Genomic DNA, 24,748 nt, shown 5'->3' with positions numbered 1-24,748 from the left:
CACAGCAACGGGAACGATACGAACCTGCGACCGTTGCAGATGAAGCAACTCGTGCAGGTCGACCAGGTGCTGGTGAAGAGGCTTCAGCAGCGGGTTGGGGCGCGGCGTGCAACGGCGCTGGCCGAGTTCCGCAGCCAGGGCAAGCCGACCCCCAAGGGTGAGGACGCCCGGCAGCACACCGAGGCGATCTTGGCCTCGGTTCTGACCCAGTACGAGTCCGAGCTCGTCGAGGACGGTCGTACGCCGCTGGAGCAGGAGGCCCGTCTGCGGCTGGAGGCCGCGTTGAAGGCCCAATTGTTCGGTGCCGGCAACCTCGACCAGCTGCTGGAGGACCCCGAGGCCGAAGACATCGTGATCAACAGCTGGCAGAACGTGTTCGTCACCTACGCCGACGGCACGAAGGCTCAGCTGCCGCCGATCGCTTCCTCGGACAAGGAGCTCGAGGAGATCGTCAAGACGATCTCAGCGCACGACGGCCTTTCGACTCGTCCTTTCGACCTGATCAACTACCACGTCACGCTCCGGCTGCCCGATGGTTCACGACTGCACGCGGTGCAGGGAGTCAGCGCCAATGGGCTGTCCATCTCGATCCGCAAGCACCGGCACAAGAAGGCCACGCTGCTGCCGGTCCCGGGCCTGGCCGAGCAGGAACGCGCCGCCGGCGTCTCGGAGTCGATGCAGACCAAGGATCTGCTCAGCGAGGGGACCGTCGACCACGAGCTGGCGGCGTTCTTGTCCGCCTTGGTGAAGTCGCGGCAGAACCTGATGATCGCGGGAGCGGTGAGCGCGGGGAAGACGACGCTGCTGCGTGCTCTGGCCTCCGAGATCGACCCGTTCGAGCGACTCGTCACCGTCGAGCGCTCGATCGAGCTCGGGCTACACGAGGACCCTGAGCGCCACCCCGACATCGTTCCGCTGGAGGAAAGGCTCGAGAACGTCGAGGGCAAGGGTGCCGTCGGGTTGGCTGACCTGGTCCGCGACTCCCTGCGCATGAGCGCGTCTCGCGTCATCGTCGGAGAGGTCCTGGGCGATGAGGTCATCACGATGCTCAACGCGATGGCCCAGGGCAACGACGGCTCGTTGAGCACCATCCACGCCAACTCCTCGCGCGACGTCATCGGCAAGATCCAGACCTACGCCCTGCAGGCACAAGAGCGGCTGCCCTTCGATGCCACGAACGGCCTGATCGCAAACGCGCTGAACTTCATCATCTTCATGCGCCGCATCCGCACCGCCGACGGCCGACAGCGGCGCGTGATCGAGTCGATCCGCGAGATCACCGGACGCGACGAAACCAGTGTGAAGACCACCGAGCTGTGGAAGTACAACAAGGTCACCGGCCGTACCGAGTTCACCCGCAAGGCGATCATGCGCGAGGAGGCGCTCCTGGAGGTCGGATGGGACCCCGACGCAGGAGAGTCCCTGCAGCGTTTCGGTGAGGCGACTGGCACCGAGGACGCCGAGAGGTGGCAGATCTGATGGGCCTGTTCCTCGCGTGCGTGCTGGCCTTGTGCCTGGGTGTCATCGGCGTCATCCGGACCGCCCAGGGCAAGAGCCTCGTGCCGGCCCGAGTGGTCACCTCCCGTCGCAAGGTCGCCGACTACCCGCAGACGGCCCGGTCGGTCACGGTCGCGGTGATCGTGGGTGTCGCGGTCGGGATCTTGACGCGCTGGCCCGTCGCGGGACTGATGGCTGTGGCGATCGTGCTGCTGTGGCCCAAGCTGGCCCGCTCGGGGGCGATCGAGAAGACCAGCGTCGCCAAGATCGAGGCGATCGCGAACTGGACCGAGTCGCTGCGCGACGCCGCGGCCGCCGAGTCCGGCCTCGAGCAGGCCCTGCCGGCGACGTTGGAAGGCGCCCCGATGCTCCTGCGGCGACCCCTTCGCAATCTTGTCAACGCTCTGGACCTGCGGACCCCGCTGCCGATTGCGTTGGCTGCGTTCGCCGACGAGGTCGACCACCGCGGCGCCGACAAGGTCGTAATCGCTCTTTCTCAGACCGCCGAGCAGCGCGCAGGCAGCCTCAAGCGTGTCCTGACCACGCTGGCGTCCAACACCCGCGCCGAGCTGGAGATGCGCCGCAAGGTGCTCACCGAACGCAACGGCGTACGCCGTCAGTCCAACCAGGTCGTGCTGGGCATGCTGGCCCTAGCCGGCCTGCAGGCGGTCTTCCTGCGCGGATGGGTCGAGCCCTACAGCACCCTGTACGGACAGGGTCTCCTCGCGGTTCTGGCAGGCGCCTACGTAGCGCTCCTGGTTCGTCTCCAGCGCCTCGCGGCGCCAGAGCCTCAGCCCAGGTTTCTTTCCGGTGCCGAGGCACTGATGGGCGGAGCGAGCGCGGGGGTCGTGTCATGATCGCGATCCTGATCGCCTCTGCGGTCGCAGCTCTCGGCCTGCTTCGCTTGCAGCGGCTCGCCTTCCCCGCAGCGCCCCCACTGGCCGACCAGGCGGCACGATGGGAGCGGGCCCGATCCCGTGCGGATCGTCGCTCTCAGCGCAACGTGTCGGCGGGCGAGGAGTCGTGGTCGACGAAGGCCGCGGAGTGGTTCGCTGAGCAACTACGGACCAAGCGACCCGACGACCTGCAGACCTACGAGCGGGATCTCGCCGTCACCGGCCAGCCCATGGAGGAGTGGCTGGCAAGGACGCTGGTGTGGTTCCTCATCGGCCTGCTGGGCCCGGTCGTTTTGGTGCTCCTTGGCAACGCCGCCGGTCTTGGTGTCCCGCTCCTTGCCGCTCCTGCCATCGGCCTGCTGTTCGGGGTGGTTGCGGTCATCGCGGAGGTCAAGAAGCTGCGCGAGGACGCCGCGGCGAAGCGTGAGGAGATGTGCGATGCGTTGTCGGACTTCCTCGACCTTGTCGTGATGGCCATGGAGGGCGGCAGCAGTCACGCCGAAGCCCTGCCCACCGTTGCCGGCAAGGGCACCGGCTGGGCGTTCCACACTCTGGCCGACGCGATCGACAACGCCCGCCCCAACGGCATGACGCCCTGGCAGGCGCTCGGCGAGATCGGCGAACGGTTCGGCGTCGTCGAACTGATTGACCTTCGAGCATCGATGAACCTGGCCCAAGACGAGGGCACCAGCATCCGCAACACCCTCATCGCCCGCGCTCAGTCGATGCGCGATGCCCGGCTGGCCGACGCCAACGCACGCGCGAGCAAGTCGACCGATGCGATGCGCAACACCTTGATGATCATGGCGCTCGTCGCGGCCGCCTACGTGATCCTCGCCCGCGTCTTGTTCCTGTTCACCGCATAGCCCGCGCACCAACCCACCAGCTCCACCCTTGCCTCGGAAAGGACCAACCCGATGAACGAGTTCAACCACCTGCAGATGGCGATCGCCTACGTGCGCTCACGCTGGGAAATGACCCAGCGCGACGAGCGAGGCGCCAGCGCACCGGAGTACCTGGTGCTCCTGCTCGGCATCCTCGCGATCGCAGCCTTGGCGATCATCGCCGTGAAGACCTTCGTCACCAACAAGGGCAACGAGCTCAACGGCGGCCAGTGACCCCACCCCGGGGCCACACGACTGGACGACTCAACGATGACCATCCGCACCCGCATCTCGGCGCTGAAGGACCGGCGCACACGCGACGAGCGTGGCTACGGCGCTCCGGAGTTCGTGCTCGTCATGCCCGTGGTGATGCTCATCTTCTTGCTGCTGGTGCAGTGGTCCGTGCAGCTGTACAACGACCGGATCGTGCACGCAGCGGCACGCGAGTCCGCCGTCTCCGCAGCGGCTTGGGACGGCACTGAGGCCGACGGTCGACAGACCGCGAACGACTACCTCGCCGACAGTGGCAGCGACCTGTCCAACACCAACGTCACAATCACTCTGAGCCCGACAGAGGTCACGGTGACGGTTTCCGGTGAGGTGATGACGCTGGTGCCGGGCATGACCAAGAGGGTCTCGGCCACAGCAACGGTCCCACGCGAACGGTTCGCCCAATGATCACCGCCCGGGTCCTTCGAGCTCGTGCTGCGGCCCAGTGGCGGCGACTCGGTCTCGCCAGGGACGAGCGCGGTTACGCCTCGGCCGAGCTGCTGCTGATGGCGACCGTGCTGGTCGGCTTCATCATCACCGTGGTTGGCGCCGGACGCTTTATCGACTCCCGCAGCCAGGTCGACGATGCCGCCTACGCTGCCGCGCGAGCGGCGTCGCTGGAACAGAACGTCGATGCCGCCCAGATCGCGGGCCGTGAGGCGGCCCAGAACTCCCTGACCGACCGCGGCAAGGCCTGCACCCAGATGACGGTCTCCTTCGCCGGTACCGACTTCCGCACCTCCGGGCAGGTCAAGGTGACCGTCACTTGCCACGCGAACCTCAGCGATGTCGTCGGATTCGGGCTACCTGGTTCCAAGGACTTCACCGCCACCGCCGTGGTGCCTATTGAGCAGTACCGGAGACTCCCGTGAGGCGCCTGGGCGCCCGGGTCCGGGCTCGCCCGCGGGCGCCGCGCGATGAGCGGGGCGTGGTGTCGGTGTGGACGATCTTCATGGCCTCGGGGGTCTTCTTGATCCTGTTGGGCCTGGTCTACGACGGCGGCAACGCGATGAACAGCAGGATCAGCGCCCACCGCAGCGCCGAACAGGCCGCGCGGGCGGCCGCCGACGAGATGCGCGGCGTCCGCGACGGCGCCGAAGGCATCAACCAAGCCACCGCGGTCCAGCGTGCCAACCAGATCCTGGCCCAGGCCGGCTGGCAAGGGACGGTCAGCATCAACGGGCTCGACGTCACGGTGCAGGTGACCGGCAAGTCCGACAACGCCTTCTTGGGCGTCATCGGCTTCAAGAGCTTCCCAGTCGACGAGACCGGGACCGCTACGTCAATCACGGGTCCGAACTAGGTCCGGAGGAAGAGAATCATGATGGTCCGACTTCTCACGCGGCTCGGCGCACTTCTGGTGCTGCTCGGCATCCTCGTGGGCTTTCCTGCCCTGCTGATCGCCGCGGTGGGCAACCCCTGGCCCGCTGGAGGCATCGACGAGCTCTCGCTCATGAGCAACTCGGCCGTGCTCGGGTTGCTCTCGGTGCTGGGCTGGTTCGTGTGGGCCCAACTGGTGCTGTGCACGCTATGGGAGATCCCACCGGCGCTGCGCCACGAAACCTCTGGCGCCTCACGGATGCCGATCGCGCTCGGCGGACAGCAGCGGTTCATGCGCCTGCTGGTCCACACCGTGCTGGCCGTGGGGGTGACCTCAACCCTGCTGAGCTCGCACGTCGCTCGGGCCGAGGCCGCCCCGGCGGTGCCGCTCGCTCCGGTGGCCCACGTGGCGGTCCAGGCAGCTGCTCCCGCAACCACGCCGACCGCTGCGAGCGCAACCCCGGTCGTCGAGCACACCCAGCACACCCAGCAGGGTGACCCGACGATCGTTACCGAGCGTGGGGACACGTTGTGGGCTCTGGCCGAGGCACATCTGGGAGACGGGTTCCGATGGCAGGAGATCGCCGACCTGAACCACGGGCGAGTGATGCCCGACGGGCGCATCTTCAGCAACCCCCGCACGCTGGAACCCGGCTGGGAACTGCGGGTGCCCGCGGACGCAACGAACCTTCCCGGCGCCGGCGCGCCGGGAGCTCAGACCGACCACGTCGCTGAGCATGTCGTCGAGCCAGGCGACACCCTCAGTGCGATCTCGCAGGAGACGACCGGCGACGCCGAGAGCTGGCCCGAGCTGTACGACGCCAACCGCACGGTCATCGGTGCCGACCCCGACCTGATCTTGCCGGGGCAGGTCCTGGTCCTTCCCGGAGTCTCGCCGGCGAACCGGCACGAGCAGACAGAAGGCAGGCACAGCGGGGAGACCGGCCCCGACTCCAGCGAGGTCCACGGGCCGGCGACGGGGGACCAACAGACCGCTCCCAAAGGCACTGACCAGGCGCCCGACCAGGCCCCGGAACAGGTCCCGGGGCAGGTCCCGAGTACGCCGGCGGCTCCAGTGGAGCCAACTGCTCCAGCGGCGCCCCTGGGCGCGGACACGACGACCGGGGAGGCGACGCCACCAGATCAGGTGCAGGCACCGGAGCACGACGACGGGATCACCGCGCTGCGGGCGCTGTTGGCGAGCGCAGTGTGTCTCTCGGTCGGTGCGCTGGGTCTGGTGGCGGCGAACCGACGCAGGCAGTTCCGTCGCCGTCGCATCGGTCGAACCATTGCCTCGACGCCCGACGAGCTTGCCGCGGTCGAGCAGGCCATAGTCGAGCATGGCACCGATGCCCAAGACGACGTCGAGTTCCTCGACCGTGCGCTGCGGCATGTGGCGGCGTGCTGCCATGCCGCGGGCAACCCGCTGCCCCAGCTCGGGGCCGCCGTGCTTGGTGGCGAGGACCTGACGTTGTTGTTCACCCATCCGGCGGTCGGGGAGGTGCCGGAAGGCTGGTCGGCCACTGATGATGCCCGCGCCTGGATGTTGCCGCGCTGGACCTTCCTCGAGGCCGACCTCGAGACACAGCCCGCGCCTTACCCGGCGTTGGTGACGATCGGCCAGGACGAAGGAGGCCGCACTTGGCTGCTCGACCTCGAGACGCTGGGCACGTTCGGGATTGGCGGGGAGCCCCAGCAGGTCGCCGACCTGGCGCGGTTCCTGGTGGCCGAACTGGCCGTCAACGCCTGGTCCGAGGGCAGCGAGGTCATGTTGGCCGACCAATTCGGTTCCGAGACCATCGGGCTGAACCCCACCCGTCTGCGTCAGGTGGACCGCCACGTCGCCCTAGCTCGGGCCGCCGGGCTGGTCGGTGAGATCGACGAGGTCGAGCAGAACCTTGACGCTGACGTCCTCACACGGCGCCGTGACGGCCTGGTGCTGGACACCACTCATCCGGTGGTGGTCGTGGTGCCGTCGCGACCCGAGGGCGACCTCGTGGACGACCTGACGATGCGGCAACGCTCCCGAATCGTGGTGGTGCACGGCGAGGAGGAGGCCCCGGCGGTCGAGCTGACGGGGGACGGGATGGCGTTCCTGCCGATGTGGGGGATCAGCGTCAGGGCGTTCACGTTGCCCGCCTCGGAGGCCGAGGCAATGGCCGCTCTGCTGACCTCGACCCGCAATCTCGAGGATCAGCCGATGCCGGCACCGGAGAGCGACGACGGGCCATTGGGGAAGTACGCGCTCGCCGACGGGTCATTGCGTGAGGAGTACACCGAGCCGCGGCACACCGACGGCAACGACCCCTCATCGCTGCTGCCCGACGCCGACGCCGTGTACCTGGCCACCGCCGCCACCACGGTCGAGGACCTCGCCGTGGCGGCGCCCAGCATCCCTGCAGCGACCCTGGAAGAGATCGAGGCGATCGACCCCACGTTGGCCGAGGACCTCGCGGACTGGTTCGACGAGACCTCGCCCCGCCCGAAGATTCGACTGCTCGGCCCGGTCGACGTGCAGGTGCGCGGCGGGGGAGACCCGACTGGGTTGAGCAACCTCGCCGGCACGATCTCCTTCATCGCCTACCTCGCCTGCCAGGACCGCGGAGTGACCGGCGAGCGGGCTGCCGACGCGTTCGGGTGGAAGACCACGAAGACGGTCCAGAACCGCGCCACTGATGCCCGCTACCTGCTGGGCACCCGTCCCGACGGAAGCGACTGGCTGCCCGAAGCGGGAGCGAGCGACGGCGCCCGCCGCGGCGCTCCGACCTACGGACTGGTGACGGGCACCGGCGGGGTACTCGTTGACTTCGACCTGTTCCGCCGGCTGCACTTCCGAGCCCGCAAGCTGGGCGACGTCGGCGGGGAGCAGGACTTGGTCACCGCTCTCTCACTGGTCGCCGGCGCACCCTTCGAGGCCTCGACCGATCGCCGGTTCCCGTGGCTGTTCAAGGGACAACGACACGACGACATCATGAGTTCGGCGATCCAGAAGGTCGCCCACGTCCTGGCCACCCGCGCGGTCGCCGAGGGTCGAATGGACCTGGTGCGGCTGGCATGTGAAGCGGCTCGCAAGGCCAACCCCTACACCGACGTCGCGTGGCTCGATCTGGCCGCGGCTGCCGAGGCTGAGTCGGGGCGAGCAGCGGCCGACGCCCTGGTCCGAACCAACGTGGTGGACCGGTTCGACGAGGACCTCCCGCCCCGTACCGAGGCGGTCTTGGATCAACGCGACTGGGCCGCTGGCTAGCCCGCCTCGGCGCGACAGAAGGGTCGTACGTGGCCCCGCTTCACCGGGTGGTGAGGCGGGGCCACGGCCCATTTCCAGGCCGCGCAAGCGGTGGACCCGAACTTTCTTGAACTTTTTTCGGGCCGGGCTGGTGAGCGGCGGCACCGTCTCTGACCTGCGGTTTTGCGTTTGGTGAGCGGTTTGGTGAGCGCTCATCAGGCAGTCCTGGGCGGGTGGTGTGGATCTTGGTGAGCGGGGTGGTGAGCGGTCAGTTCTGACATGGGCGCGTCCTGATCGCCTGCCTGCTCGGAGGACCGCCATGTCGGCCAGCACCCTCACCATCCAGACCACCGCACCCACCGCCGAGCCCACCGCCCCGGCCACCCCCGCCACTCGCGTCCAGCGGGAACGCCGACGGGGGCAGGGAGCTCTCGCCACGGCCGTGGCGGCCAGCCTTGACCGCTCGGGCAAGTGGGAGCAATGGCAGCAAGTCGAGCTACGCCTGGCCGGCTTCGCCGACTTGCAGGAGGCATGCGCGGGATGGCGGCGCCGCGACGATGAGTGCTACGAGATGCTGGCGGGACTGGTCGCGCTCGGATCACGTCGCGGTGGCGATGACGACGACGCCGCCCTGGCTGTGCTGGTGGTCCTGGCCGACGGAGTGAACCGGGTCGCGGGCCAACTCAGTGACTTGCAGTGCGAGGTCGGCGACGTGCACGCCATGGTGTGGGAAGAGGTCAAGGCCGCCGAGCCGCAGTTGGGGAACCGGGCGGGTCGCTACCTGTTGGACCGGGCCCGGCAGCGGCTGTGCCGTCCGGCGGCCGGGCTGCTCTGCCGGGTCGAGACCACGTCGCTAGACGCGTGGCTGGTGGGGGAGGCGGGCAGCGAGGTCCTGGGCACCGGCCTCGAGCGCGGAGTGGACGACTGCGACCTGACCGTCGCGGTGCCGGTTGTCGAGGATGCGGTTGAGGACCTGGTCGACCTGTTGGTGTGGGCACGTGAGGTCGGCGTGATCGCGCCCGGGGAGATCGATCTGCTGGTCGAGCTGATGGCCGCCGAGCACGAGCTCCTCGCCCGGGGCGAAACGAAACGGGCCCGCGAGGAGGCCCAGCGGATCGTCGGTGAACGTCACGGCGTGACCCTGCGTCAGATCCGCCGTCGACGCGACCAGACCACTGCTCGGCTGCGCGACGCGGCGCCGCAGTACCTCGAGGCGATTGCCTGAAGGGACCGACTTGATCTGGACCAGGATGAATCTGGAAGAAGTTGCGGCCCCCGCGTCCGATCCGGACCAGGGGCCGTTGCCTGTCCCGACATGAGCGAGAACGCACACGCCGTGGTCAGTGTCTCCGGTGATCTTGCAGGGCCGACCCCCGAGGTCGTCGCGCAGCTGCTGGAGGTCGTGGCCACGCACAACGTGGACCACGCTCTGTCGGGCATCGAGGACGCGATCGCACGGCTGCGTGCCGATGCCGAGCAGGCCGCAGACGCTCGCGAGGTCATCCGCAACACCCCCGCCTCGGTGCTGCGCGAGGCCATGCGTCTGCGGGCTGCCCGGATCGAGGCCGCGCGATGACCACCGGCACGACCGCTCGGTTCTCCACCCGCGAGCTCCAGGCGGCTGCGGCCGCACTGGCGGCTGGCCGTTTTGCGCACCCCACGACTGCGCTGGCGGCGCCCGCGGCCCTGTCGGTCGAGTGCGATGAGGTCGACCGCAACCTCACCACGGGCGGCCCGGCCCCCAGGGAGACCGGCGATCGGGTCGGCGGCGACGCCCGGGTAGCCCCGGGGGAGGGTGACCTCCTGGGCGGGATCGGGCCGGTGGTGCGAGTTCGTGCGGCCAACGCAGGCGCGGGCGCCTCCACCGTCACCCTCGCGTTGGCGGATGCAGCCGATTGCTCCGGCGTGCGCGCGCGGATCCTGGATGCGGCTGCTCCGGCATGGTCGGGGCTGCTGGGTGCGACCGTGACCGAGCTCGGCGCGGCCGAGGGATGGCGGCGCGGCCGCCGCGGCGCGAACGTCCTGATCGACCGCGTCCAGGAGCCTGTGTGGGTTCCGGCCGACGTGCCCGCCCCTCGCCCTGTCGACGGTGTCGACCTGACCGTGCTCGATGCCGGCTGGACCCCGCGCGAGCTGGCGGCCGCCCCGCAGGGTGCGTGGGTGGCCTCGGCTCGCGCCGACGTCGAGGTCCTGGTGACCCGGCCCTACGAGCTGGCGCTGTCCCAGGCCGAGGCGTCACTGGTCGAGCTCACCGATCAGCTCAACAGCGAACGCGTGGTCGTCGTGGTCATCGGCGCAGGCCGTTGGAGCGACCGCGAGTTCGCCGGCGCCGGCCGTCTGCTGCGCACCGCCCACGAGCAGGAGGCGGTGCTGTTCGCGCCGCTCCTGTCGGCTAAGGCCCTCCCGGGTCTGGGGCCGGACCCGCTGCCCAAGCAGCTCACGAACCCCTCCCAGCACCTGCTGGAGCGGATCACCACCATCACCGGACCGCTGACGGCGAACCGGACCTGAAAGGAAAGCAGGAGAGACACATGATCGTTCACGCCATCTCCGAGATCGCCACCACGCTGGTGACCAACGCGGGGACCACCATCAAGGCCGAGGGCGTCAGCAACGTCTGCGCCCAGGCGCCCACGGGCGTTGCCCCGTACGTCGCCCAGATCCTCGGCTGGGTCAAGTACGGCGTCATCGCCATCATCATCGGCGCGGGCTTCGCCTCCTCCGGTGCCCTGATCGTCGGCAAGTTCGGACAGATGGGACGCGCGGCGCAGCTCGGCGCCTCAGGCCTGTTCTGGACCGTGATCGGCGCCATCGCGTTCGTCTGCATCTACGCGATCCTCAACGGCATCGTCGGGAACGGCTGCTGAGATGTTCACCCGGACCCGAAACGCGTACCAGACCAAGCTGGTCGACCCGAGCACGGAATGGACCCGGCTACGGCTCCAGATCCTGCTCGGGGCGGCGGCGGTCGTCGTACTCGCACTGGTCGTCGGCGGTGCCTGGTCGGTGATCAACATGCTCACCGGCTCCAAGCCCGACGAGGCCGTCGCCGCCACCGGGTCCGGCACGACGACGTCTGCACAAGACCAGCTGGCCGACAAGCCCCTCCCGGCCGCCCCGGTCGAGGCAGCCCAGCCCGGTGGCGACCTGTCCACCGGCAAGACCGGCACCCTGGAGATCCCGCCCCCGATGAAGGTCGGTGAGGTCGGTGTCGCGACCGGCTACCCACACACCCCGCAGGGTGCCCTGGCGCAGATGGCCGCGATCGACTCCACCGCCCTGAGCTCGGCCTCGGTGAAGATCGCCCAAGACGTCATCACCAACTGGGCCGCACCCGGCGGACCCACGCCGGAGTCCTGGTCTGGGGTCAAGGGCGTGGCCACCCTGTTGGGTTCAGCAGGACTGTCGGCTGACGCACAGAACGGCATCACGATCGGCGTCGAACCGAAGATGGGGTTCGTCAAGGGCACGGTGGGCTCCGACTTCGTCGTGCCCTGCGTGGACTTCATCATCACCGTCACCCTGCCGGGCTCCCCGTCCCAGCAGGTCGCCGCCGCTGACTGCCAGCGCATGGTCTGGCAGAACTCCGCCGACTCCAGCGACTCTGCTGGAGGCCGGTGGGTGATCGGAACCGGCGATGAGCCAGCTGCGGCTCCCTCGCTGTGGCCCGGTTCCCAGGCTTCCTTCGACGCCGGCTACCAGTGGCTGGAGGTGCCGCAGTCATGACGTCTCTGGTCGCAAACATTGTCCCGATGATCGACCTCAACCCGCTCCACTGGTTGGGGAATAAGGCCAAGGAGACACTGGCCGACGGGTTCACCTCGATGATGATGGCCATCTGGTCGGGCGCCATGTGGCTGCTGAAGACCGCGTTCAGCCTCATCGACAGCTTCACTCCCAACGTTGCCGACCCGGGCCTGTCCAAGCTCTACTCGGTCACCCTGTGGCTCGCGCTGGCCATCGCGCTCATCGTGGCGTTCGGGCAGATTGGCCTGGCGGTACTGCGGGGCGATGGCCGCGGGTTCGGCACCCTCGCCGCAGGGCTGGTGCAGTACGGGGTCGTTCTGTGCTGCTGGATCGGCGTCTGCGCCGGTCTCATCGCAGCCGCCTCGGGCCTGACCAAAGGACTGTTGAACAGTCTGCTGGGCGTCGACTCGTTCTCCGGCTACGCGGCCGGCGACGGGTTCGTCGACACAGTTTCGGGAACGACCCAAGCCGCCACCCTGGGCATCTGTGCCCTGTTCATCCTGATCCCGGCTGCCTTCGGGCATATGGTGATCATGATGGTCCGTTCCGCGGCCCTGCTGATCCTGACCGCGACCATGCCGCTGACCGCGGCCGGTGCGCTCTCTGAGGGCACCAAGTCGTGGATGTGGAAGAGCATCCGCTGGTTCCTGGCCTGCGTGCTGATGGAGCCGCTACTGGCGCTCGTCGTGGGCATGGGTACCCAGTTCGCCTGGGCCGGGATGCCCGACGGCGCCGAGTCACAGAACTCCGCCGAGCAGCTGCTGCACGTCTCTGACACCTCCTCCAACATCGGCATGTCCGTGGTCGGGTCGATCATCATGCTGGTGGCCTGCTTCATGCCGATGGTGCTGTTCCGGCTCCTCGCGTTCGTCGACCCCGGCACCGCCTCGGGCGCCTCCTTCCGGTCCACGATGAACGCCAACGGCGGCGTCTCAGGGTTGCTGAAGGGCAAGGGCGCCACCAGCGGATCCTCCGGTTCGGAGGCCGCCACCGAGACCGGGGCGGACGGTCGGACCAGCTCCGAGAACGGAGCCGAGGCCGAGACAGCAGGCCGGTTCCAGTCCTCGGGTTTGAAGAAGTACGGCGGAAAGGTCGGTGCCGCCGTCGGCGGCGCCATGGACAAGACCGGCAAGGTCGCCGCGGCCGGTGCCTCGATGGGCATCGACGTCCTGGGCCAGGCCGGCATCGGCAACCAGGGCTACTACGACACCAGTCACAGCCCCCGACAGGCGAAGGACAAGCACGGAAAGGCTCAGCGCATGCAGCCCCTCAACGACACCAACCACGACGGCGTCGCCAACGACAACCCACCCCCGAAGGTCTCCTCGGCCGAGGCGGTCGGTCCTGAAGATGCGGTGTTCCTCGCATGAGCGTCTACGGAGCTTCGGCAACCCGTGACCGGCAGGCATGGCTCTTCGGGCTGACCGGACCCCAGTTCGTCCTGGTGCTCGCTGCCGGGTTCCCCACCTGGATGGCGATCGCCATGCAGAAGTGGCTGCCGTTGCTGGTTCTGCTGCCCGCATGGGGTGTGGTCGGGCTGCTGGTCTGCCTGCCCATCCGTGGCCACTCAGCCTTCCAGTGGATCGGGGTCGTGTTCCGGCACATGGCCGGAATCGCGTTCGGCTGGTCGCGGTTCCAATCCAAGGCCGCCGCCGGTGACCTCGACCTCGGCAACGCCGACGACCCTGACGACGACGGCGAGGCAGGGGAGGCCGACCTGCCCGGCATCCTCGCCGGGATCCAGATCCACGACGGCCCGCCGATGAGCGGGCAGACCGCCCGCCCGGCGATCATCCAGAACCACGCCGCCCGCACCTGGGCCGCGACCGCCCGGGTCATCCACCCCGGGATCGGGATGAGCGATGAGGTCGACCGGTTCCGCATGGGCGCCGGGCTGACCGAGATGATGGAGGCCGCGACCGCGGGCAACCAGATCGACTTGGTCGTGGTGCAGGTACGCACCATCCCCGACGACGGCACCGAGCGCGCCGAGTGGGTGCGCACCAACGCCCGGCCCGACGAACCGCCTGTGTCGGCGAGCGTCAACGCGCAGCTGGAGGCGATGACCGCCGGCGCGGCCGTGCGCCACGAGGCGTTTGTGACCGTCGTGGTCCGCGAGGACGTCATCAACAAGGACGCCAAGCGCGCTGGTCGTGGAGTGATCGGCCGTGCCCGCATCCTCTACTCGGTCCTCGCCGAGGTCGAGGCCCGCCTGACCGGCTCGATCGGCTGCAGCCGCGTGAACTGGCTCGACACCTCCGAGCTCGCGATGGCGATCCGTACCGGCTTCGAACCCGGGGACCTGCCGGCGTTGGCCGACGCGGAGATCCATCACCGCGACGACCCCTCGATCGCGGCCGGCGTACCGGTCGCGGCGGCGGGGCCGACCAACGCCACCACCGCGATGCGGTCCTACCGGCACGGGGAGTGGGAGTCGGTCTCCTCGACGATCCTGCTGCCCCGCAAGGGCGCCCGCATGGGTGCGCTGGCGCGGGTTCTGGTGCCGTCCCAGCCCGGTGAGCGACGGGCCCTGACCGTGTTCTACCGGCCGGTCTCCCAGCAGGCCGCGGATCGGTCCACTGGCACAGCGCAGATGTCAGCGGTCATGGCCGGCACGCTGCGGGAGAAGGTCGGCCGTGTGGAGCGGGCCAAGGACCGCCAGTCGGTCGGCAAGCTCCACGAGCGCGACGAGAAGCTCGAGCGCGGCCGGTCACTGGTCAAGGTCGCCTCCGCGGTCTCGATCACCGCCCCGGCTGGCTGGAATGTGCAGGACTTCGGCCGCCGCCTGGACGCCTCGATCCGCATCAGCGGCTTCACCCCACTCCCGCTCGACGGGGCCCACGATGCCGCGTTCGCCGTGGCCACGATCCCGCTGGGGGCAGGCCTGCCGAAGAAGCGGTGACCCAAGACCAGCGCCTCAATACGGCACCGGCCTGAAACAGCCCGGCCACCAGATGTCCGATCTGGGAGCCGGGCTGTTGCCTGTCCCGACATGACCAAGAGCGCTACGAAGTCGCGGCCGCACTCGCGCACCATCGATGACCTGCTGGCCGACTTCGGGACCACGATGCCCCGCAAGGCCGCACCGCCACCGGCGCCGCCCGCGGAGAAGCTGTTCCCGAACTCGATCAAGGCCCACGGCGTACGACGCCCGGGGCACGGGTGGGCACCGACACTGCCGCCGCTGGCCGGCTACCAGATGACCTCGGAAGAGACCCCCGTGTTGTGGCCGCTGATCTCCGGCGACGGGCTCCCGCCGTGGGGTGCGGAGATGGGCTACGACGTTCTCTCGGGCGGCAAGTTCTACTGCGACCCGATGGGTTGGGTCCTCGACGACACCATCCCGGTGACCAACCCGAACATCTTCATCTTCGGCAAGCCCGGCCGTGGCAAGTCCGCGACAGTGAAGGCGTTCATGCTGCGCATGATCCGCTACGGCTATCGCTCGCTGGTCCTGGGTGATGTGAAGGACGAGTACGAGGACATCTCGAAGTTCCTCGGCGTTGACCCCTTCAGGATCGGACCCGGGCTACCCGGCCGGATCAACCCGCTCGACCTCGGCGCCCTCGGCGCGGACTGGGAGAAGCAGACCGCCGAGGAGCAGGAGAAGCGAGCGACGATCATCTTCAACCGCTGGCTGATGCTGATCCGCGGATTGGTCGGCTCCCAAGGCGTGAGCTTCACCCCGACCGAGGAGACCGTGATTAACGAGGTCCTCCAGGACCTCACGGGCTGGTCGGCAGGGGCGTCGCGCCTCAAGCCGGTCACGATCCCACAGGTGTGGGCCGCACTGCACTCACCGAGCAAGGAGCTGGTCAACAACAACCGCTACGAGAACCCTCAGGCGTTCTACGACGGCACACGGCCGCTGCGCGATGCGCTCGGGGCTCTGTGCAAGGGGTCGCTGCAGGGCATGTTCGACTCCGAGTCGACCTTCCAGCCGGACTGGCGTGCACCGATCCAGACGCTGTCGCTGCGCTCCCTGCACGCCACCGGCAACAAGGTCGCAGTCGGGATTGCGCTGATGTGTCTGAACTCGTGGGGGCAGGGGATCCGCGAGGCCGCCGCAGCTGGCGACCGACGGATCGTGCTGCGAGATGAGGCCTGGCTGCAGACCCGCCTCTCGCTCGAGGCGGTCGAGGCCCTCGACGCCAACCTGCGGCTCTCCCGCACCGAGGGCGACATCCAGATCGTGACCTATCACAAGCCGTCGGACCCGCTCTCGGCTGGCGACCAGGGCAGCCAGGCTGCCCAGATCGCCAAGGACCTGCTCAACCTCTCCGACGTCCGCATCCTCATGGGCCAAGACGAGTCGGTCGCCGACGAGCTCGGTCGGCTGATGGGTCTCTCCGAGATGCAGCAGAACGTCATCACCAACTGGGCCATGCAGGAAAAGGGCCGGGCCCTGTGGATGGTGGGCGATCAAAAGTACAAAATTCAAACTTTGTTGACCCCTCTTGAGCGGCGACTCACGTACACCAACGACGCGATCGACCCGGCTCTCTAGAAGTTCGCATGAATATTGACGATTCCTCAGCGAACTTGACCATGCACAGCGCCCAGGGCGTAGGCGGATGCTTAGGTTCAGCGAACCTACTACTACTCCGTCCGACCCGGGACGACCGCGCGCCGTTCGGGCTGGTGAGACCTGCAAGGGCAGGGCGCTCCTCGCTGCGAGGATCAGGGCGTGGACTGGGGACATCTGGCGTTGGGTCTGATCGCGGGGTTGCTGATCGCGACGATCACGGCACCCGTGGGTGTCTCGGGCGCGGTGTTCCTGCTGCCGGTGCAGATGGACCTGTTGAAGGTTCCCAACCCTGCGGTGACCCCGACGAACCTGCTCTACAACGTCGTCTCGGGCCCTGGTGCGCTGCTGCGCTACCGAACGCAAGGGCAACGGCCAGGAGAGTTGACCCGGTACATGCTCGCCGGGACGGTGCCGGGCGTGATCGCTGGCGCCTTCGTGCGGATCTACCTCATCCCGGACGCGCGGCCGTTCCGGCTGGTCGCCGCGGCGGTCTTGTTGCCGTTGGGGGTGTGGCTGATCTGGCGCACCCTGCGTCCATCGGCGAGGCCACGAACGGCAGATCCGTCTGTGCGGCTGATCGTCGGACTCGGTTTGGTGGTGGGTGTGCTCGGCGGCGTCTACGGGATTGGTGGCGGGTCGATCCTGGCGCCGATCCTGGTAGCGCGGGGGCTCCCGCTCGCGAAGGTTGCTCCGGCGGCTCTGGCCTCGACCTTCGTCACCTCGATCGTGGGCGCGGCCGCGTTCGGCCTCATCGCTCTGCGCACGCACGGATCGGTGGCACCGGACTGGGGGCTCGGGATCGCCTGTGGGCTGGGTGGGCTGATCGGCGGCTACCTGGGTGCTCGCTGGCACCGGCGGCTACCGGAGAGGGTGTTGGCGCTGATGCTCGGCGCTACCGCCGCCGCGTTGGCGGTGGCGTACGTGTATCAGTCCTTGCGCTGAGCCAAACGCTGTGCACGGCTGGCCGGGAGGTCAGCGATGCGGTGTGAGGCCCTTCGAGGTGCTCAACGAGGTGCGGGCCGTTCATGCTGGCGGGATGCGTTCACTGGCGCGATAGCGGCAGCGGAGAACTTCGATGCATAGAGACAACCGCCTGAGAGAGGCGGACATCGTGAAGAAGATCGCCCTCGGGCTGCCGCTGCTCCTAATGGCGCCCTTGATGCTGCTGTTCCTCGGAATGGGCAACGCCAACATCGCCGCGGTCCAGGCCGCCTGCGCAACCACGGCAACGAGCACCGGCGGCATGTTCGGGATCGGCACCTTGAACTGGCGCGGCGCCTCCCACTACGAGTCGAACCCGCATCCTGGCGAACGCCCGTACAGGGTGCGGGTGCCGAACATGGTGGCCAAGGTCGGTGCCTCGGGGGCCAGCATCATCGGCTTCCAGGAGTTCGAGCCGCCCCAGGCCGCCGACTTCTTGAACGCCACCCACGGCGCGTGGGCGATTGTGAAAGGTCGAGCCCACGGCAAGCCCGCGACCGCGAACTCGATCGCCTACCAGCCGGGCGTGTGGACCGTAGCCGAGGTCCGCTACGTCACGATCAAGTACGGCGGGCCGACCGTCCAGATCCCGCTGGTGCGGTTCACCTCGACCAAGGGCATCGGCTCGATCTGGGTGCTCAACACCCACAACCCGGCAGACGTCGTCAACGGCAGCGACGCCATGCGCGACGACGCGGTCCGGGCCGAGGCCAACACGCTGCGTCAGCTGCAGGCGAGTGAACCGACCACGCCCCTGTTCTTGACCGGCGACATGAACGACAAGGCCCGGTTCAAGAACCTCTTCCTCACCACCGCGGGGAGCGGCTGGAGCAGCGCAAACACCGACGGCAATCAGATCGACCGGATCATGGGATCGGCAGCGGTCACCTTCTCCGGCACCGTGGTCGACCAGTCCACCAACGACAACGCCCACGACTACACCGACCATCCGTTCGTCTACACCGGCGCACAGCTCGCCAACGGCCCGAGCGCAGGAGACAACGCCACCAGCACCGGGCAGGCGGGGACTGGGACCGACCTCGGGGTGATGCCGACCAGCATCAACGCCACACCTGGCGGCCCGGTGAACGGCAACATCCTGATCGCCAACGCGAACATCAAACTCCGCAGCGGCTTCACCCCGGGCGTACGTGCGCTCGCGGCCCCGTCCCCTGACTTCATCACTCTCAACGAGGTCGGCGACGTACCGATTGCGCAGATGCAAGCCGATGCCCCCGGGTACGGGGCCTACCGCGACCCGACGCCCGTCCAGGCCGCGGACGGCGGAGCCCGATCGCTCGACAACGCCATCATGTGGCGCACCGACACGTGGAAGATGCTCGACGGCGGCCGCGTGCGCATCGTCCAAGACGACCACGTCATCTTCCACGGCTCCAACAAGAACTGGGGCCGCTGGGCGATCTGGGGAGTCTTCCAACGCACTGACGGTGCCGTGGCCGCCGTCATCTCCTCCCACCAGATGACCAACCCCTTCCGCTACCCCAACTCCCAGTGGGGTGACCAGCCGTTCACGCGCGCCACCCAGTACGGGCAAGGCATGGACTACCTGGTCCAGCTGACCGCGAAGCTGTCGGCCTACGGACCGGTCTTCCTCGGCGGCGACATGAACTCCCACCCCGGGGAAGGCCCCGAGTCGGCCGCGGCCAAGATGCAGGCCGCCGGGTTCAGGTACACCAAGGACTCCGGGGTGATCTACAACTTCTACGCCGCTCCGGTGAGCGTCGAGAAGACCTGGGAGATCAGCAAGGCGGCCGTCCACTCCGACCATCCAGCCCTGTTCACGCGCATGGCAATGAACGGCGCCGGACCTGGCGGTCCGACATCCGGCACCGGCGCTACCGGTGTGGAGAACATCGCCACCGGGACCACCTGCCCTCCGTGCCCCAGCACGTACGGCGACGCCGGCTCCGTGGTCTTGCAGAACGTCGCGGCCACAGACAGCAGCAGCGGCGCCCAGGTAGCCGCGAAGGCCGCCTACCAGGCCGGGTTCCGAGGCGAGGACCTGGTGACCGCGGTGGCAATCGCGCACGTGGAGTCGAACTGGAACCCGAACGCCACTAACGGCACCCACTTCGGTCTGTGGCAGATCGCGGCCAGCCACAAAGGGCTGGTGCCGGGCTGGAACCAGCCGGGCGACATCTTCGACCCGCTGGTCAACGCCCGCTACGCCTTCGCTCTCTACTCAGGGCGGCCTGGAGCGGGTGCGGCAAAGTTCGCCGACTGGCTCCCCTTCGAGCACGCCGACTACCACCAGTACCTCGACCAGGCCCGCCAAGGGGTCGCCGCCGCAGTCGGCACCGGCGCGCTGACACCGGTCGCCGACACCGGGGGCAGTTGCGCGGCCTCGGCGATCACCGTCGCCGGCGACCTCTCAGCCGCCCTGTCGGCACGGATCAGCGCGATGCAGCACACCCCAGGCGGCCTGTGCGGACTGTCGTGGACCCACGGCGCACCCTGCACCTACTCCGGGCAATGCCCGAAGGTCGTCGACGCCCTGTACGGCGGACCGGGGGTCGGCCGCGGCTATGGCAACGGCCAAGACGTCGCCCAAGGCATCATCAACGCTGGCCTCGCCCAGGCCCGTGGCACCGGCCTCGACCCGCTCCCACCCGTCGGGGCGGTGGTGTCCTACGACCGGGGCGACGGAGTCGGCCACGTCGCGATCTACGTCGGGAACGGCAAGATCTTCGGCAACGACTACGGCTGCTCGGCCAACGGCGTCTACGGCTGTGTTGGGTTCGCCGACGTCCACACACCGTCGGGATCAGTGACCTGGGCGCTTCCCAAGGCTGGCTTCGACCTCGGCGGGATGCCCGCAGCAGCCGCCTAACTCGGGCCATACCGCCGTGACCGGCCAGCTGCGCGAAATCGGTTGCCGCAGTGGTGTCCGATCCGCGGCCCGTTGCGTTGCCTGTCCCGACATGGACGTACGCATCGGCACGACCGTGGATGGCCAGCCCGCCGGGTTCGACACGAACAGCAACCGGCCTCTGCTACTGATCGGCGACGTCGGCCGCGGAAAGACCACCCTCGCCCGCTACCTGACGCGTTGGTGGCTGGCCGACACCGCGCGGCACGCCCATATCTTTGCCCAGGGGCCTACCGAGTGGTCCGACCTGGTCGAGGACCCGGAGTACCCCGACAACCTCACACGGCCACTCGGCGGCACCTGCCGACGCGGCACCTGTCTTGTCGTGGTCGACGACATCGACCTCAAGGACGACGACTGGCTCAACCTGCTGCCGTTGGGAACCGCCCGCGTCATCCTCACCTCCTACGGAGGCAACCGGCTGATCGAGCGGCCACTGCTCGGGCGCGACATCACCTGCTTGGGCCTGATCCGACCCGAGCACGCCGACGCGGTGGAGACGGCAGCTCTCGACGGGCAGGGACGGCTGGACTGGCCGCTGGACACCGTGCCGGTCGTACCCGATGCGCGGGGTCCGATGGACCGGCCGTGTCACCGCTGGCAGGCACCGGCTCGTAGTCCGATGGCGGTGTCGCGGTGAGCATGGAGCGGTCCCGTCGCGCCCGATTCGCCAACACCGCACCCTCGGCGGGCGAGTTCGCGATCGGGTTCGTTCTCGCTGGCGTCTTCGTCTTCCTCATCACGCCTCTAGTGGTCCAAGGGCTCGTCGGATGGGCGACCTCAGGTGGCTTCGCATGGCCCAACGGCCATCTCGCGAGTGCCTACGGCGGTCTTCTGCGCGGCCGCTTCGGCACCGGCCTAACGGATGGTGTCGCTGCCGGGTTGCCGGGCAATGCGGTGATGTGGGTGCTCGCCCTGATCGGGGAGGTCCTCGCGATCGGCGCCACCGTCGTGGTCGCGATGTGGATGCGCGACGTCACCGGCGCCAACTCGCGCCACGGACTGGCCACCGCCACGCAGGCCGCTGACGCCCTCGGCCTCGCACCTCTGCGCAAGCGGGCCGACCAGATCCGACCCGATCTCTATGCCCGCGCCAACCGGAACGGACTTTTGCGATGAGCCTTGGTCTGAAGCACGTGAACCCCACTGACGTCGGCTGGCGGCTCGGCCGCGCCGGGCGCCGCGGCCCCGAACTGTGGGTGCCGTTCGACCGCACCACCTGCGTCTTTGGCCCGCAGGGCTCCGGCAAGACCCTCGACCTGCTGGTACCCGCGCTGCTGGACGCACCCGGCGGCGCGTTGGTCACGTTGACCAAACCGGAGGACCTGTTCCTCACCCTGGAGGCCCGCCAGCAGATCGGCCCGGTCGCGGTGCTCGATCCGTTCGGGCTCGCCCCCGGGGTGCCCGAGCTGGTGGTCGACGTGATCGCCGGGTGCGAGAACGCCATGTTCGCCGAACGTCAGGCCAAGGCCTTCGCGGCCGGCACGATCAAGGGCGCCACCGCCCAGTCCTCTGACCAGGCGGCCCGGTTCTACGCCGGGGAGTGCGCGAAGGTGCTGCAGGCCTACTTCCACGCCGCCGCGATCGCCGGCCGCGACCTCGAGGAGGTGCTGTTGTGGGTCTCCAGCCCGCGCGAGTACCCGCAAGCCGAGGAGATCCTGCGGACCCACCCCGCAGCCGAACCGCTGTGGGACGGCCTGCTGCGCGGCGCTTTGTACGGTGACGAACGGACCGCCGGCAACACGATCACCACGGTGCAGCAGGCGATGGCGCTGTTCTTCCAGCGCTCGATCAGGGAGCGGTGCGTGCCCACGACGGCTCGGCCCGCGACCAACCTTGAGGAGCTGATCCGGGCCGGGGGCACGATCTACCTGCTGGGTCGCGAGGACCCCTACGCCAGTGCCTCTCCGCTGATGACTGCAGTCACCGAGCAGATCCTCGACACCGCCCGGCGGCTCGGGGAGACCTCCGAGGTCGGTCGGTTATGCCCGCCGTTCTTGGCCTGCCTCGACGAACTGCCCTCGACCGCCCCGATCCCGACTCTGTCGACCAGGCTGGCCAACGAGCGAGCCCTCGGCCTGTCCTTCATCCTGGCCGCGCAGACCTGGCGGCAGTTCGTGGTCTGCTACGGCGAGGACGAGGCCCGCACGATCTACGGGTTGTCGAACAACCTGGTTGTCTTCGGTGGCGGCAAGGACATTCGGTTCTATCAAGAGCTCTCCGACCTGATCGGGTCGACCACCCACACCGAGACCCGCTACTCCTCGCGGGGCCACGAGTTGTTCGGCGTCATGGACCGCTCCTATGACCAGCGCCGGGTTCCGATCCTGGAGCCAGCCGAGCTGCGGCGCATCGAGCCCCGCAAGGCGCTGGTGCTCTCGGAGATGCACGACCCGATCATCTCGAATCTGCACCGTTGCATCGACGGCAAGCGCGGCAAGGAGCTCTTGGTCGCCCAGCGGCGCGCACGCCTCGACGCCCGCGGACGAGCGCGCGCCGGCGATGAGCCCGGATATCTGATCGAGACCATCGACCCGGTCGAGCCGCTGTCCGTGACGGAGACCGTCGCGCGGACCCGGCAGCGACTCGGAATGCCGAAGTAGAGACCGGGAGACACCGATGAATACGACGCATCCTTCGCAGATCGCCACCCGTGCCGCGGCGGCCGGCGGCGTGACGTCGAGCAGCAGCGCGAGGATGCCGCTGGTCGGGCTGATGGTGCGCCCGTTCCCCGAGCCTGGTCCGACGATCCGCACCGCTATGGAGCAGCTCCAGCAGGCCAGCGTGGAGCCGCCGGCCGATGAGGAAGCGCTGCGCGAGCTCGCCCAGATGCCGCGCCCGTGGGACCCGGGCACCTGCACGGGTTTGATGCGCGCCGAGCTGTGGGCATGGCTGGACCTGGTCGCAATGTGGGTCAACGAGCAGCACCTGTGGAACGTGACCCGTCCCGGCATCCCGGAGTGCTGGCCCGCGCATCCACACCTGGTGCATGACCTCGCGGTACTTGCGTGCAGCCGCTACTACACCTCGTTCGCGATCAACCCCGCCGCGCTGGAGGACTGGCACCGCTACGGCCTGCCGGGGTTCCTCGAGCGACTCAGGGACCGTCTCGGCGACGCCTGCCAACCCGGCAAGCACCAGCCACGCCCGCGCCGCGAGCGCGACGAGGCGCACGCGGCCAACCCGGTGCGCCGGGGCCGCCGACAGCGGTACCGCGACGACGTCGAGCGGGCGGGCGAACTGGCCGCGCTTAGCCAGCCCTCCGAACACGTCACGCAAGAGAAGCCCACGCCCGGCGAGCACGAGCCCGACGGCTCTCATGAGGTGGTGATGACCGATGGTCACACCTGACAGCACCAGTCGACGGCTCCGCCTCGTCGACGTCGACCGCGACGATTCCGACCACGCCCCGACAGATGCACTCGGCGAGGCCGCTGATGACGGGCTGAGCGTCCGGCAGGCGGCCGCGTTCGTAGCCCTGGTCGCCGAAGACAACCAGGCGGCGATCAGTTACACACTGGAGCAGATGAGTGCCGACCAGCTGCGATCGCTCGCGCTTGCGTTAGCGACCCAGGTCAATGCGGCCGAGACCGCCAACGGCGAGGTCGCCGACGTCGGGCCCGACGGCCTGTGCGCCATAGCGGTCGCCTCAGCGGCCCAGGCGTTCGGGACCACCAGAGACGCCGTCCTCAGCACGGACCGGCACCGTGCCGTCACCGATGCGCGCGCGGTGGCCATGACCGCCGTGCGCCGCGGTGGCCTCACCCTGCCTGCCATTGGGGCCTTCTTCAACAAGGACCACACGACGGTCATATACAGCCTGACGAAGGTCGCGAACAACCCCCGCTTGGAAGCGGTCTGCAACCGGATCGTCGACCAGCTCGACGAGCATTGCGCCAAGCCGACCGGCGTCCCGGACGAGGACCCGGCAGCTACCGCAACGTCTGAAGCCGCGGCTGCGGCTACCGGGCGGTCCAGCACCTTGCAGCTCGCCGCGATCGAGCAGGCACGCACCGACACCGCACGCGGGCGTCACGACGAGGACACCAAGCGCGTCGCGGTCGTCGCACCGACCCGATAGCCCTGGACCGGCCATGTTGAACCGCGAACAGCAGAGGCTGCTCGGTGCCGCCGGATCAGGATTGGCAGCATCGGCCCTGCTCGATGAGATGCGTCAGCGGACCACCCTCGAAGGTGGATGCTCGGCCCCGCAGCCCAACTGCTGGATCAGCTACAACCGGAAGGCGATCTGGCTCGAGGACCACTCCGGGTTCTCGGAGGCGATGAGAGCCGCCGGCACCGACAAGCAGGCATGGCGCCGGATCAGGCCGGAGGTCCTGGTGAAGGTCACCTGGGTCGAAGCAGCGGCGTACGGAGCCGCGTTGCCCGCGCCACTGCGCCAGGAGCTTGAGACGCTGCGGCGAACACGAAGTGAACCGTCCCCGGTTCAGTGACTGGCGAGTTCTCCCGACAGCTGCTGCTGACCGGGGTTGATCTGACGGTAATAGG

At 68.7% G+C, this 24,748-nt stretch carries 24 protein-coding genes; all 24 read left to right on the top strand.

The features are described 5' to 3' along the window. The first annotated feature begins 39 nt into the window (after positions 1–39). The 24 genes from K8Z61_RS12765 to K8Z61_RS12650 all read left to right on the top strand — a co-directional run bounded on the left by K8Z61_RS12765 (position 40) and on the right by K8Z61_RS12650 (position 24,693). Complete coding sequence (locus K8Z61_RS12765) at positions 40–1,479, top strand: CpaF family protein (protein WP_224130111.1); 1,440 nt, start codon at positions 40–42, stop codon at positions 1,477–1,479. After that, positions 1,467–2,354: a type II secretion system F family protein gene (locus K8Z61_RS12760; protein ID WP_224130109.1), complete on the top strand. Its 888-nt coding sequence runs from the start codon at positions 1,467–1,469 to the stop codon at positions 2,352–2,354. Before K8Z61_RS12765 ends, K8Z61_RS12760 begins: the two co-directional genes overlap by 13 nt. Then, positions 2,351–3,259, top strand: coding sequence for a hypothetical protein (locus tag K8Z61_RS12755; protein WP_224130106.1), 909 nt, complete (start codon positions 2,351–2,353; stop codon positions 3,257–3,259). The genes K8Z61_RS12760 and K8Z61_RS12755 overlap by 4 nt, the downstream gene beginning before the upstream one ends. A gap of 51 nt (positions 3,260–3,310) precedes the next feature. Beyond that, on the top strand, positions 3,311–3,511 hold the full coding sequence (locus tag K8Z61_RS12750; RefSeq protein WP_224130104.1) for a hypothetical protein: 201 nt from the start codon (positions 3,311–3,313) through the stop codon (positions 3,509–3,511). A 36-nt stretch (positions 3,512–3,547) separates the two neighbouring features. Then, positions 3,548–3,955: a TadE family protein gene (locus K8Z61_RS12745; protein WP_224130102.1), complete on the top strand. Its 408-nt coding sequence runs from the start codon at positions 3,548–3,550 to the stop codon at positions 3,953–3,955. Then, a complete protein-coding gene (locus K8Z61_RS12740; protein ID WP_224130100.1) occupies positions 3,952–4,419 on the top strand; it encodes a TadE/TadG family type IV pilus assembly protein in 468 nt (155 codons plus the stop codon). Before K8Z61_RS12745 ends, K8Z61_RS12740 begins: the two co-directional genes overlap by 4 nt. A gap of 56 nt (positions 4,420–4,475) precedes the next feature. After that, positions 4,476–4,850 carry a pilus assembly protein TadG-related protein gene (locus tag K8Z61_RS12735; RefSeq protein ID WP_224130098.1) on the top strand — a complete coding sequence of 125 codons (375 nt, stop codon included), beginning with the start codon at positions 4,476–4,478 and terminating at the stop codon, positions 4,848–4,850. 18 nt (positions 4,851–4,868) lie between these two features. Next, the gene (locus tag K8Z61_RS12730; protein WP_224130096.1) at positions 4,869–8,114 is read left to right on the top strand and encodes a LysM peptidoglycan-binding domain-containing protein; all 3,246 of its coding nucleotides are present in this window, start codon (positions 4,869–4,871) and stop codon (positions 8,112–8,114) included. A 298-nt stretch (positions 8,115–8,412) separates the two neighbouring features. Then, complete coding sequence (locus K8Z61_RS12725) at positions 8,413–9,318, top strand: hypothetical protein (protein WP_224130094.1); 906 nt, start codon at positions 8,413–8,415, stop codon at positions 9,316–9,318. Between the two features lie 90 nt (positions 9,319–9,408). Then, on the top strand, positions 9,409–9,669 hold the full coding sequence (locus tag K8Z61_RS12720) for a hypothetical protein (protein WP_224130092.1): 261 nt from the start codon (positions 9,409–9,411) through the stop codon (positions 9,667–9,669). Further along, positions 9,666–10,604, top strand: a complete 939-nt coding sequence (locus K8Z61_RS12715; protein WP_224130089.1) for a hypothetical protein — start codon at positions 9,666–9,668, stop codon at positions 10,602–10,604. Before K8Z61_RS12720 ends, K8Z61_RS12715 begins: the two co-directional genes overlap by 4 nt. A 20-nt stretch (positions 10,605–10,624) precedes the next feature. Next, complete coding sequence (locus K8Z61_RS12710) at positions 10,625–10,960, top strand: hypothetical protein (RefSeq protein ID WP_224130088.1); 336 nt, start codon at positions 10,625–10,627, stop codon at positions 10,958–10,960. A gap of 1 nt (position 10,961) precedes the next feature. After that, positions 10,962–11,819: a hypothetical protein gene (locus tag K8Z61_RS12705; RefSeq protein ID WP_224130086.1), complete on the top strand. Its 858-nt coding sequence runs from the start codon at positions 10,962–10,964 to the stop codon at positions 11,817–11,819. Between the two features lie 26 nt (positions 11,820–11,845). Then, positions 11,846–13,210, top strand: a complete 1,365-nt coding sequence (locus K8Z61_RS12700) for a hypothetical protein (protein ID WP_224130084.1) — start codon at positions 11,846–11,848, stop codon at positions 13,208–13,210. Continuing rightward, positions 13,207–14,742 carry an SCO6880 family protein gene (locus K8Z61_RS12695; protein WP_224130082.1) on the top strand — a complete coding sequence of 512 codons (1,536 nt, stop codon included), beginning with the start codon at positions 13,207–13,209 and terminating at the stop codon, positions 14,740–14,742. The genes K8Z61_RS12700 and K8Z61_RS12695 overlap by 4 nt, the downstream gene beginning before the upstream one ends. Positions 14,743–14,832: 90 nt before the next feature. Further along, entirely contained in the window at positions 14,833–16,347 is a 1,515-nt protein-coding gene (locus K8Z61_RS12690; protein ID WP_224130080.1) for an ATP-binding protein, read from the top strand. A 180-nt stretch (positions 16,348–16,527) separates the two neighbouring features. Next, the gene (locus tag K8Z61_RS12685; RefSeq protein WP_224130078.1) at positions 16,528–17,310 is read left to right on the top strand and encodes a sulfite exporter TauE/SafE family protein; all 783 of its coding nucleotides are present in this window, start codon (positions 16,528–16,530) and stop codon (positions 17,308–17,310) included. A gap of 169 nt (positions 17,311–17,479) precedes the next feature. Continuing rightward, positions 17,480–20,200, top strand: coding sequence for an endonuclease/exonuclease/phosphatase family protein (locus tag K8Z61_RS12680; RefSeq protein WP_224130076.1), 2,721 nt, complete (start codon positions 17,480–17,482; stop codon positions 20,198–20,200). Between the two features lie 91 nt (positions 20,201–20,291). Beyond that, positions 20,292–20,879: an ATP-binding protein gene (locus K8Z61_RS12675; RefSeq protein WP_224130074.1), complete on the top strand. Its 588-nt coding sequence runs from the start codon at positions 20,292–20,294 to the stop codon at positions 20,877–20,879. Continuing rightward, entirely contained in the window at positions 20,876–21,358 is a 483-nt protein-coding gene (locus K8Z61_RS12670; RefSeq protein ID WP_224130072.1) for a hypothetical protein, read from the top strand. The genes K8Z61_RS12675 and K8Z61_RS12670 overlap by 4 nt, the downstream gene beginning before the upstream one ends. Further along, positions 21,355–22,842, top strand: coding sequence for a type IV secretory system conjugative DNA transfer family protein (locus K8Z61_RS12665; RefSeq protein WP_224130070.1), 1,488 nt, complete (start codon positions 21,355–21,357; stop codon positions 22,840–22,842). Before K8Z61_RS12670 ends, K8Z61_RS12665 begins: the two co-directional genes overlap by 4 nt. A 16-nt stretch (positions 22,843–22,858) precedes the next feature. Continuing rightward, the gene (locus K8Z61_RS12660; RefSeq protein ID WP_224130068.1) at positions 22,859–23,590 is read left to right on the top strand and encodes a hypothetical protein; all 732 of its coding nucleotides are present in this window, start codon (positions 22,859–22,861) and stop codon (positions 23,588–23,590) included. Continuing rightward, the gene (locus tag K8Z61_RS12655; RefSeq protein ID WP_224130066.1) at positions 23,577–24,320 is read left to right on the top strand and encodes a helix-turn-helix domain-containing protein; all 744 of its coding nucleotides are present in this window, start codon (positions 23,577–23,579) and stop codon (positions 24,318–24,320) included. Before K8Z61_RS12660 ends, K8Z61_RS12655 begins: the two co-directional genes overlap by 14 nt. Before the next feature lie 13 nt (positions 24,321–24,333). Then, positions 24,334–24,693 carry a hypothetical protein gene (locus K8Z61_RS12650; RefSeq protein ID WP_224130065.1) on the top strand — a complete coding sequence of 120 codons (360 nt, stop codon included), beginning with the start codon at positions 24,334–24,336 and terminating at the stop codon, positions 24,691–24,693. The last annotated feature ends 55 nt before the right edge of the window (positions 24,694–24,748 follow it).

Origin of the sequence: Nocardioides sp. TRM66260-LWL (assembly GCF_020075545.1) — a bacterium.
Lineage (GTDB): Bacteria > Actinomycetota > Actinomycetes > Propionibacteriales > Nocardioidaceae > Nocardioides.
The sequence above is the reverse complement of the archived record's forward strand: the minus strand, read 5'-3'. Positions and strand labels throughout refer to the sequence as shown.